Here is a 10,630-nt window from a genome sequence, read left to right on the forward strand (position 1 = left end):
AGTACAAGCAATCTTTGCCTATCTACCGGACGAAACCTGATGAAAATAATCATCAGGAATTTCAATCTCCGTCTCGATTTGGTAGGGGCTAGTCGTTTTTTTGAACTGACCGGAAGGCCCAGCCCAGCGCCGGATTTCATGCGGGCTTACCTTGATATAATAGCGCGCCACATAGCCGTTTTCGAAGCCCGCCAACGGCGATCCTGTATTGTAGTATGATAGCGCCACCTGTAGGGCGTCTTGGCCTTGACGCCCTGCCCGTAAGGCTCTCGCAAAACCAGATGCGAGGATAGACGCGCCCGCATGTATATTCTCGCAAGGTCTAAATACCTGAGATACAGATAGACCTAAAGCCGGTAAGTTCCGGCTATTAATCTGCATCAATCCAATATCGACACTATGACCAACAGATATAAGATGTTCTACCGTCCTTATTGCATCAGATAAATTACGTGGTGACGGCGGATTTGCCCCGCTATTATCGTGTATCGCAAGCTCATTGCCACCACTCTCAACACTAATTACCGCGTCCAATGTGGATGGCGCCACAAAAGCCGCACAGGCGGCGAGCAGCGGCCCGATCATACCGGCACTCGATAAGTGCTTGGCAGGACCGGAACGTTCTGACCCACACTCATAGCTATCTGGGATGACTGGATTCGATCAGTCGTCCTGGGTGGAGAAACTTTTGCACGGGCCAGAAATGTAGCATCCTGGAAATATAGAGGCTGCGTTCCATAGATAACATTGTGACCAGCAACGAAAACAAGCATATCTCCCGCCTCGGTTATCATATCGCGAGAGTCTTTCTTTGGCGACTTCATCGTAGATACTTCGTGAGGCGTCATTAGCGGTCGAGAAACGTTCTGATATGAACGACTTACGCTGTCTGTCATACCAAACTGCTTGCCACTCTCAGAGATATCCTCGGCTACTACCGTCATGGTTCCGGTCATTGCGCTGATCTCGTCAGCCGTTTCCTGACGGTTAGGGGCATAGACAACGCGCACATGGCAATTCGAGGTTATAGCCTCGTTATCGGTGTATTCTTTCCATAACTGGTTAAAGTCCTGAATAACGACATAGCATTTTATGCCGTATCCAGCGACGAAAGCCATGCTTTCCTCGAAAACTTCGAGCTTCTTAAATGATGGAAACTCGTCCATCATCATCAATAACCTATGCTTATGAGGTCTTATTGGCTGGTTACTGCTATCAAACGTTAAGGGATCGCGAGTCAGCACACGCATAATTTGATTCATCATCAGACGAACGAGCGGCCTAAGTCTTTCCTTGTCAGATGGGCGGATAACGAAATACAGAGTGACGGGTTTTTCGCTATTTACGATATCCCACATTTTGAAATCGCTAGAACTTATGTTCTTTCTTATAATTGGATCTCTATATATATTGAGAAATCTTTTAGTAGTTGACATAACAGAAGTATATTCTTCCTCCCCCCGTTCAATCAGACCTATCATATCCCGAGCGGTCTGCCCGATTACAGGGTCAATCTGGTCAGTCCCTGGAAGACGATACGCGAGCATCTCATCCCATAACTCGCGATCTTTTTTTGTCGGATCAGAAAGAGACCAGCCTATGTCGAACAAAGACGGCACTTCCTGGCCTTCCGAAGAAGCCAGTCGAAGGCGATACAATATAAGGCCGACCAGAAGGCTATGCGCGCTTGACGCCCAATGATCCCCCTCGATACCTTTCCCGTCAGGATCAACAATAATGGTGACGAGGTTTTGGGTATCTCCGACCTCATATGGCGTATTTAGTCTAACTTCTGATAGTATATTATATCCGCACGAACCTTCAGGGCTCGCAGGGTCAAATTTTAAAACAATATTCTTTGCATGTTTCTGACGCCAACCTGAAGTCATCGCCCATAATTCGCCTTTTATATCATGCACGACTGCTGATCGTGTCCAAGATAGCAATGTAGGCACAATCAAACCTACACCCTTTCCTGATCTGGTTGGAGCCACCACCATGACATGCTCTGGCCCCTCATGCCTGAGATATCTCAAGCGCCCCGTTGGATCGGTCCAACCCCCAACTGTTACGGCATTGCTTGCCGCTGCTTCGGGTAACAACAACCCAGCGGCCTTTATTTCGTCCTCCGTTTCGGAGAATTTCGCAGTACCGTGCAAACCTTCTATCGGCGCCGCTTTACGGCGTCCGGCACTCATCATTGCACCCAGCCCTATGATGAGTGTGAAGGCGACACCACCGAACACGCACCAATCGAGCATGTAAAAGAGAGGCTTATTATATACGCCTAATCGTAACTGCCAGCCGAGCCACGACAAAGGCGCATAGAACCCGCCCGCACCAGACGGGCCAAGGTAAGAGGGATCGCGTCCAAATCGCTCAGCCACATAATGCGTAGCTGCACCGTTGATCGCTATGACACCCAGCCCCATAGCGGTCAAAAGAAGCAATTGCCGCAGACCTGTTTTCTTGGTCTTCGCAGGCTCCCCGCGTTGCATTACGGGAATAACAGTCTGCTTCATCGGCGTTTCCCACTTCTAACAGTTTTCGCATTATCTTTTTTCAACTCGATCATATCCCCTGGCTGCGACGAAGCAGGGTTTCCCGTCTGCACAGCGTTGACCGGCGCCACGACGATCTCTGTGTCCGTCTCAATCAGTACGACCGCCTTACGATTTGACATGACTGCCATCTCAACAAAGCTCCCCTTGATCGACTCACCATCTGCGAGCGTTCTGTGTTGCTTTATCGGATAACGTGAGCTGTTGATAGAATTTCGTTGCGAGACGAAAACTCCCAGTGAGTCGTCATCTTCGTTCTGGCTCCCGAGCCATTTGGCGAAAGGGGCCTGATCCACTCTAGGAGGCACATACCAAGACTTCGATACGGAATCCCATCGCGCACCGCGCTCTTTTGCTTCGTCCCGCTCTGAGTATGGGACTTCCAAATGGACCTTCTGACTGGAAAAACGTCCATTCCCATCCACGAATTGCGCCAAGCCCATCACGGCAGGATCAACGCCAGAAGGGACAATCCATGTCTTCGTCTCAGCATCAAACTGCGCCCCGGCATCTCGGACGAAATCGCGATGCTCTTTGGGAACGATAAGTGTGGTTCCGGGTCCGGCTGGGTCCGCGCCCTGCTTTGCAAGGTTCCAAGCCGCGAAAGGCTCAAGGTCAATACGCGGAGGAACGAACCACCGCTTGACCGCCGCGTCCCATCGCGCACCGCGCTCTTTCGCCTCATTCCGCTCGCTTGGCGGGACTATCAGGTAAGTCGCCGTCTGTGAGAAACGCCGCTCGTCGGCCTCTCTTCGCGCTACTGCTGCAACCCGCCTTGCCTCCATATCCGCATCGGCAAACCGGATTGTTGTTCCTGGCAATGACGCAGCTTGAGCAAGCGCGTCCTTGAATTCTTCTGTGCCTTCCACCTTCAAAGGTCGATCAAAACGCTCAGCCGCCAAGACAAGGGCCAAAGCCGCTGACCCGGCGCTTAGTTCATTGACCGTGATCTCTTTGGCCCGGTCATCGACTTTCCCGCCATCTTCGGTTTGATAGATAATCGTTCCGTCTTTTCTGACGTATTTTTGCACGTTTTTGAGAACGATATCCTTACCGGCTGACCAGTCCTCGGCACGCAGTATATTTCGAGCGAAAGTATCCCTTCTTTTTTCTACCTGCCTAAGTATTTTTAGAGCTTCTGCATTCCCTTCCTCGACCTCACTTATGAGATAATCATACCAATTCGGCGTCTTGTTGGTTTTCCTGACTTCATCTCGCTCGCGTGCAGCATCCTCTTTGGATTGGCGAATTCTCTCTTTCTCTGCATTGATCCGCGCTTGCTTTTCTTGCGGCGTATAGTGCCGCATCCGCGCATTTTCTCGGTGCCCGCGCAAATCCTCCTGGGCAGATGCCCGAACGGCCTCATGGCGGTCCCGAATATCCTTTAACGCTTCCTCTCTACGGCGCGGTGCCTCTTCTTTCTCGACCAGATAAGCCGCCCATAATGCTTCTGCCTCGGGACTGCGCTTAATCGGCTCAGGCCCATATTTTTTCTTGGGACTGGTGGGCTTTGCCATAGCGCCATCTTCGGCAGCACTCGCCCCCTCGCCCGCCTGCACGGTCTGGCTATCGGCGTCATCGACATGAGGCGCAGTCGCTTCAGTATCATTCACCAGCTCGACATTCGCGGGCCTGTCCAATTCAACCCCATCGGGGCTATCTTCGGCAGCACTCGCCCCCGCGCTCGCCTGCACGGTCTGGCTATCGGCGTCATCGACATGAGGTGCAGTCGCCTCAGCATCATTCACCAGCTCGATATTCTCGGGTGGGAGGTATGGCCCAAGACGATCCTGCAAACGCTTGATAGACAGTGAGCGATCTACGTCTGAGGCTTTGATAGCCAGCGCCGGGTTGCTTTTCGTGCAGACGACAAAGCCTGCGCCATGTTTTTTGATCAATAGATCGAACTGGCCAGCCGCCTCATGAATCTCAGACCAGCTCGCAGCATTGATCAATGCATCCTTGGCGTTGTCGCGCACCCAGCGCAACAGGCTCTTTTCACCTCCGTGAGCCTCCTTGTCGGCAGCGCCACCACGAACAACCGTGCCGTCCGGCATCGTGACTTTGGGGGCATGTGTCCGAGTGAGGTTGTGTTTCTCTTCCAGACGGGCACACGCAGCCATCAGACTTTTCTTATCGTAATGCGGCGTGATGACCCTACGGCTATCAGGATGGACCTTATTGATGGCCACATGGATATGCAGGTGGTCTTGATCGTCGTGGATGGCTGATAACCGCTGGTGATCTTCGAGACCTATGGCCTTGACCAAAGCGTCCTCGATATCCTGCAACTGCTCTTTCTGCGGCCTCTCCCCAGGAGGGAAAGAGATCACCAGATGATAATTACGATCTGCCTTCGACGGGAGGGCGACGCCTTGTGTTGCTTCAACGAGCAATATGGCATCGGCCATAGTGGTAACACCGGCCATATTCGTAAAACGGATACCGTCATCCGCGACCTTGGCGCCATCATGACCGCTATCGGCGGCATAGGAAGCCAAACGCCCCCATCCCTCGACTGCCGCGCTCTGCTTGGCCTCATTGCCCACATATTTTCCGAGCCGAGCAAAGCTATCCTTCGTCTTGCGACTAACACTCTTAGCGATCACGATGCACCGTCACTTTCTCGCGCATGAGATCAATCAACGAGGTCAGCTCGCTTTGCAGCTCAAGCGTTCTGTCGAGCGCAGCCCGAACCTCATCTTCTGATACGGCCTGCCCTGGCGCTTCCACCAGCCAGAGCTTGAAGAGTCCGCCCATGCGGCCAAGGTCGCCTCGGATACGGAAGGCTTCGATAATGGCTTCCTGATCGAGCAGGCTGGGCGGCTGATAGCCGAGGGCTACCTTCCGCATATAGGCTGATACAGGCAGTCGAACAGCTCTGGCTGTCTTCTCGATTGCTAATCGCTCTTCCTCCGTGACCCTGACTTTCAATGGGGCCTTTGCAGAGCGAGGCCCACTGTCCTTTCTCCGTCGATCAGTCCTGTCGGCAGGTTTTTCAGACATATCCTCGTCCCCCCAATGCGTTGAGCCGCAGGCGAATAAGCTGCTGCCCGGTACCGGGCTGCACATCTTGCCTTCTGACGCCAAGTGAATTTTGGTGAATCTCGGTGAATCATGCAAGGACATTGCGGTTTGGGGGTTCCGTTACCGAGATTCACCGAGTATCACCGAGATTCACCGAGATTCACCGAGATTCACCGAGATAGAGCCTCGGATCAGGGGGCTGAGTCGTCCAAAAGAAAGAAACGAACCCAATCAGAATTTTGTTGTCATATATGATAATAAACGGTGTGCTTTAAAGCACTCCGATGATAGAGTGTTTGAAAGGCGCATCGAGATATGACCAAAGGTCAATGGGGCGAAACAAGGAAAAGATTCCACGCTTTAAAAGACGAAATAAAAACGGATTACGATAATCGGCTCACGGGAAAAGAGATTTTCGAGAAATACCAAGACAGAATTCCATGCAGCAAAAAGCAATTCTATCATTGGCTGAAGGTCTATTTCGCCCCCAAGCCATCCCCTGAGCTGCCCCCCTCAGACACGAACATGAAAGCACCCACAAATGACCGACACCCACGAAACAGAGGCCCCCTCGAATTCAGTTCAAAGCCAGACAGCGAAAAAGTCAGCCGCTGGCTCAACAAAGACTGAGAAGCCACGCCCAAGCAACGCGGCTCATTTCGTGCTTCAGGGCAAGGGGGGCGTTGGCAAAACGCTGGTATCCAGCCTGCTTGCGCAATACCTGAAAACCACCGGCGCAATCGTCCGCTGCCTTGACACCGATCCGGTCAACAGCTCCCTTGAGGCCATTGAAGGTTTGAAAGCCGAAATCGTCCCTCTCTACAAAGAGGGCGAAAGCAGCACGGATCATCGGGCCTTGGATAAGATGCTATCCGACATTGCCGAACAACCCGCAACATACGTCATCGACAATGGCGCAGCGTCATTCAAGCCAATGGTCCAGCATCTGATTGGCGACGACAGCCTCACAATGCTCGCCGAAACCGGCTGCGCGCCCACGCTGCACCTGGTCATCGCGACCGGCCCCGAGCTTGAAATGACACTGAGTGGCTGCGCTACAATCCTTGATGCGCTTCCCGGCATCGATAATGTGACGGCGGTATTGTGGATCAACGAACGTCAAGGATCGTTCGAAGAAAGCACCGGAACAAGATTCGAGGACTGTGGGTTTTACAAAGAATATAAAAGTGAAATTTCTGGTATTGTTGAAATATCAGAGCTTAGCCCCGCATCGAAAACAGTATTCTCTACAATGCTCGCCAAGAAGATAACTTTCGAAGAAGCGGTAAATGATCAGGAATTCTACGCCATGGAACGATCGCGGCTCATGAAGATCAAGGAAGCGATTTTCGGCGCGATCAGAACTGGAATGGAAGGCATTGGCTGATATGACCGCCTCCCGGAATCTAGCCAGCCTGCCGCCGCTCGATCTGGAAGAGGTAAAGCGAGCGATCCGCGAAAAACACTCTCTGCGTCTATCTGATAGTGACCCGATATTGGCCGTCGCTACACTCATGGATTTGATGGCAGAGCGTACAGCACAGCGATACGTGGCGACGCTTACGCCTCTCTTGGCAAAGCAGATCGATGACTCAAAGCTGATTGCCGAGCAGATCATCAACACCGCAGCCACCCATATTGCTGAACATAGCCTCGCGAATTTGAAAGAGGCCATTGAGCAGAGCGTGACAAAAATTCGGGCAGAGACCACCGCTCAAAACGACTCAGCCAAGCAGCTCGCCACGGCTCAGGAAACGCTTACTCAGCAAGCCAATAAATCGGCCAAATGGGCTTGGTGGGGCGCTTTTGCGTCGCTCCTGACAGGCGGAATTTTCGTAGGTCTGATCATCGGCACACACCTATGAGCAAGATACCTACCAACGTCTTTGCATTACGCGAAGAATGGCTTCAGGCCGCGATCTCTGCATTGCGGCCCCATTTTCAGGCGTGCGGCTTTCCTTTGCCGGTCTCGATCCGAGCAGCCATAGGATTCCCAAGTAAGGGCAGCAAAAGCACCTGTGTGGGTGAGTGCTGGGCCTCCGTCGCATCTGCTGACCAGCACAATGAAATCTTTATTCGCCCCGATCAGGCCGAACCTCTGACGGTGCTTGGCATCTTGGTCCATGAATTGGTTCATGCCTGCATCCCTTTGGGGAGCGGGCACGGTCCAGTTTTTCGAGAAGCCGCAATCAAGGTAGGGCTTGTCGGCAAGATGCGTGAGGCCATGCCGGGAACTGCTCTGAATGACAAGCTCAGCCTCCTGACCGAATCTCTGGGTCCGTTGCCTCATGCCACACTCGATATCGGTTTCCGCGAGACGGCTCCACGAGCAAAAAAGAAGACCCATATGCTCAAAGCATATTGTCCCGGCATTACCGAGGGTGAGGCGAAAGAGAGTTGTGATTATATCGTTCGGCTCACCGCGACCCATGCCCGCAAGGGGGCACCCATTTGCGGCGTTCATAGCGTGAGGATGATTATTGACTGGCCGGAAGATGAGACAGAAGAGGAAAGTTCGTCTGATGCTCCGCAAACATAGCGAACAAGCCCCGGCATGAACAATTCCGAGATTTTGATTTCCTACCTGTCCGGCTCGTACTAAAAAGACCCTCGATCTCGTTTTGAGGGATCAACTTCGTTGTGGTTGACGAACCCGACCCCGAGGCTTGCCGGTCTCGGGGTCATTTCATTTTATATATTGACAACTATTGACCGAAATCACGGGGAATAGCTATCGTCATCGATATCGCTACCACGCGCCTTGCTCCCTGACTGGCTCTCGGGCCACCAAACCCCATTGAAAGCCCATCATGACCCCCAAAGAGTTTGATAGCGCCGTGAAATTTCTATCCAAGCTGGATTCTACGAGCATTGAAATCGGTCGCCTTGTCCTGGTCCAAGGCCAATCTCAGAAGGAAGTAGCAGCCAGCTTCGGCCTTACGAAACAGAGAGTTTCGGCCATCATTCGGCGGCTAGAACAAGCCAGCGCCTCAGTGCCTAATGGCTGGGTCAAAGTGACGGTCTGGCTACCGCCAGATGCAGCAAGAAAGGTCGAAGAAATAGAAAAAGAAGAAAAAAACAAAATATCTCTATAGACTGCTATTGACTACAAATCATACTAAATGTATTATCTCCATGTTGTCTAGAGGTGTCGGCAAGCACCAGACAACAAACCACAATGGAGATAATAATGTCCTTCAAAGCCATCAATCAGTTTCATGACGAATATTCTCTTGTAAAGGGAATTGCCAAATTCCTAGCTGAAGGTGTTGCGTTCGCCTCACTCATGACTTTGGCCACCATCATTATCGATCTGATCTGACGACTATCGCGAGGCGGGTTACTCCGCCTCGCACCGAAGGAGTAAGCGCCGTTGCGTTTTCTAAGATGGCCTCTCGGCATCAAAACCATCAACCCCGACGATCTGAGATGGCTCACCCCACAGCCAGCCAATAAGCCCGCAAATCAGCCCTCAGAGCCCGTACCCCTCTTTTCGGATACGATCCACCGCCCCCAAAAAAGATCAGCCCTATGGAGCCCTGAGCAGGCTTATAGCAGGGCTCAAAGAGCGAAAGCGTGGCGCAAGATACGACGCGCTGTGGAGGCTTTACCACCCGACAGCCGAAGAGATTTTTGGCCTTGTTGGCGAAGTCCTGCCGGAAGACAGTTCTACAAAGGCACGCCGGAAGGCGCCCAAGAATTCTACGAAAGAGTTATCGAATAATAACTGTTTACCGCTATTGACTACATGATTCTCCCATAATAATATCACCTTGTTAGCGGGCATTGTCGGCAAACAACCGCTAACAAGCCACAATGAGAGAAAACATGATTAACAATACCGTAGAACTCAAAAAAGTATCCGAAGAGAACCGTATGCGTTTTACGCCTATGCTTTTCGGTCCTCGCCTTTACCTCCAAGGTGAAGCGACTGTTTTCGGAATGGCCTCCCGTTTTTGCGACGAATATAAAGGAGGCTTCTGGGAATTCATCGAACTCCCCGATGGGGGCGGGTTCATGTACCCCGAAATGGGCGAAGAAACCGTATCCATTTCCATACTGAGTAACGGCTTTCGCTCTTCAGCGGTCTCTCCAGTCGCAGTCGGCATTATCTGCACACTGTTCACGTTGTCGCACCTGAGCATGGCCAGTCCATATTCCACTGAACTGTTGAGCGATCGCTATCATCAGCTACGCGCCTTCGCGGACACTCACCCCGAGTCTGAAATCATCTTTTCAGCAATCGACTAACGAAAAAAATGAAGGCCCAAGCTATGCCTGGGCCTTCTCTCTCGGGGGAACATAAATGTCTGATTTTCTTACTCTTGGCGAAAAACAGAAAGCCAGAGAAGTGATCGAGCGCGCAATGCGCGCTGGCTACGCAATCAGAGTGTGGGAAGGAGAGGATTGGGCGCTATCCAAACCAAGTCTGAATGTGGCCGAAATTATGGCTGCTCTTGGCAGCACCGGAGAAGATAGGATCGACTTCGTTGAACCTACGCCATATACGGGCCAGTCTTACAAAAAAGTTGGCTGGATACTCTTCATCTACGGCAATTGCCCAGATGGCAGCGAACTATATGCCGATTGGTCAGATAACGAATTGACAAATAAGATCGTATCCTAAGTCTTTACTGTCTATGCCCGGAGGGCGGGCATAGACTCACATCAGTTTAATCTTTTTTCTTTGCGCGTTTCTTGTAGGACCGCGCTACCTTTGGCGTCAGATGACTTTCATCTACCTCAACGCCGATAGCTTTTAAGCCACAAAAAAGCATACTCTTAACCGTATGACCGGGATGCTGATCAAACCACTTTTCCACCTCTACCCAGATATCTTCGGGGAACACGACATTGATTGCGTGTGATTTCTGAGAAGCCTTGCTTACCGTGGGAACAACAAATCCCCCGGTCGGTTGCGATCTCGCTGATACACCCTTGGCCGTTGGTTCCTTGGCTGGCAGCTCCTGGCCGATCTCGGCCGCAGGGGCAGGGGCAGGGGCAGGGGCAGGGGCAGGGGCAGGGGCAGCTCTCTCACCTTT

General features: G+C 51.9%; 11 protein-coding genes and 1 pseudogene. 7 read left to right on the top strand and 5 right to left on the bottom strand.

The annotated features are described in order from the left end of the window. Nucleotides 1-18: 18 nt before the first annotated feature. The 4 genes from AA105894_RS08440 to AA105894_RS15960 are packed head-to-tail and all read right to left on the bottom strand — an operon-like array spanning nt 19 to nt 5,690. Entirely contained in the window at nt 19-585 is a 567-nt protein-coding gene (locus AA105894_RS08440) for a lytic transglycosylase domain-containing protein (protein ID WP_267311333.1), read from the bottom strand. Then, nucleotides 582-2,522 carry a type IV secretory system conjugative DNA transfer family protein gene (locus AA105894_RS08445; RefSeq protein ID WP_267311334.1) on the bottom strand — a complete coding sequence of 647 codons (1,941 nt, stop codon included), beginning with the start codon at nt 2,520-2,522 and terminating at the stop codon, nt 582-584. The genes AA105894_RS08440 and AA105894_RS08445 overlap by 4 nt, the downstream gene beginning before the upstream one ends. Next, a complete protein-coding gene (gene traI, locus AA105894_RS08450; RefSeq protein ID WP_267311335.1) occupies nt 2,519-5,170 on the bottom strand; it encodes a TraI/MobA(P) family conjugative relaxase in 2,652 nt (883 codons plus the stop codon). Before traI ends, AA105894_RS08445 begins: the two co-directional genes overlap by 4 nt. Continuing rightward, nucleotides 5,160-5,690, bottom strand: a complete 531-nt coding sequence (locus AA105894_RS15960) for a plasmid mobilization protein (protein WP_373316751.1) — start codon at nt 5,688-5,690, stop codon at nt 5,160-5,162. Before AA105894_RS15960 ends, traI begins: the two co-directional genes overlap by 11 nt. A 439-nt stretch (nt 5,691-6,129) precedes the next feature. On the opposite strand from AA105894_RS15960, the gene AA105894_RS08460 reads away from it, so the two are divergent. The 7 genes from AA105894_RS08460 to AA105894_RS08490 all read left to right on the top strand — a co-directional run bounded on the left by AA105894_RS08460 (nt 6,130) and on the right by AA105894_RS08490 (nt 10,215). Further along, nucleotides 6,130-6,975 (top strand): nucleotide-binding protein, encoded by an 846-nt coding sequence (locus AA105894_RS08460; RefSeq protein ID WP_267311337.1) that lies wholly within the window; start codon nt 6,130-6,132, stop codon nt 6,973-6,975. Further along, nucleotides 6,968-7,453 carry a hypothetical protein gene (locus AA105894_RS08465; RefSeq protein ID WP_267311338.1) on the top strand — a complete coding sequence of 162 codons (486 nt, stop codon included), beginning with the start codon at nt 6,968-6,970 and terminating at the stop codon, nt 7,451-7,453. Before AA105894_RS08460 ends, AA105894_RS08465 begins: the two co-directional genes overlap by 8 nt. Beyond that, nucleotides 7,450-8,127, top strand: coding sequence for a transcription elongation protein SprT (locus AA105894_RS08470; protein ID WP_267311339.1), 678 nt, complete (start codon nt 7,450-7,452; stop codon nt 8,125-8,127). The genes AA105894_RS08465 and AA105894_RS08470 overlap by 4 nt, the downstream gene beginning before the upstream one ends. Nucleotides 8,128-8,398: 271 nt before the next feature. Next, the gene (locus AA105894_RS08475) at nt 8,399-8,683 is read left to right on the top strand and encodes a transcriptional regulator KorA (RefSeq protein WP_267311340.1); all 285 of its coding nucleotides are present in this window, start codon (nt 8,399-8,401) and stop codon (nt 8,681-8,683) included. Nucleotides 8,684-8,778: 95 nt separating this feature from the next. Then, nucleotides 8,779-8,910 carry a hypothetical protein gene (locus AA105894_RS08480; RefSeq protein WP_267311341.1) on the top strand — a complete coding sequence of 44 codons (132 nt, stop codon included), beginning with the start codon at nt 8,779-8,781 and terminating at the stop codon, nt 8,908-8,910. A gap of 506 nt (nt 8,911-9,416) precedes the next feature. Beyond that, nucleotides 9,417-9,839, top strand: a complete 423-nt coding sequence (locus AA105894_RS08485) for an antirestriction protein (protein WP_267311342.1) — start codon at nt 9,417-9,419, stop codon at nt 9,837-9,839. Between the two features lie 55 nt (nt 9,840-9,894). Next, nucleotides 9,895-10,215 carry a hypothetical protein gene (locus tag AA105894_RS08490; RefSeq protein ID WP_267311343.1) on the top strand — a complete coding sequence of 107 codons (321 nt, stop codon included), beginning with the start codon at nt 9,895-9,897 and terminating at the stop codon, nt 10,213-10,215. Between the two features lie 46 nt (nt 10,216-10,261). Here AA105894_RS08490 and AA105894_RS08495 read toward each other — a convergent pair. Further along, nucleotides 10,262-10,630, bottom strand: a pseudogene (locus AA105894_RS08495) (hypothetical protein); the annotation flags it as partial.

Source organism: Asaia spathodeae NBRC 105894 (assembly GCF_025994195.1).
Taxonomy (GTDB): Bacteria; Pseudomonadota; Alphaproteobacteria; order Acetobacterales; family Acetobacteraceae; genus Asaia; species Asaia siamensis.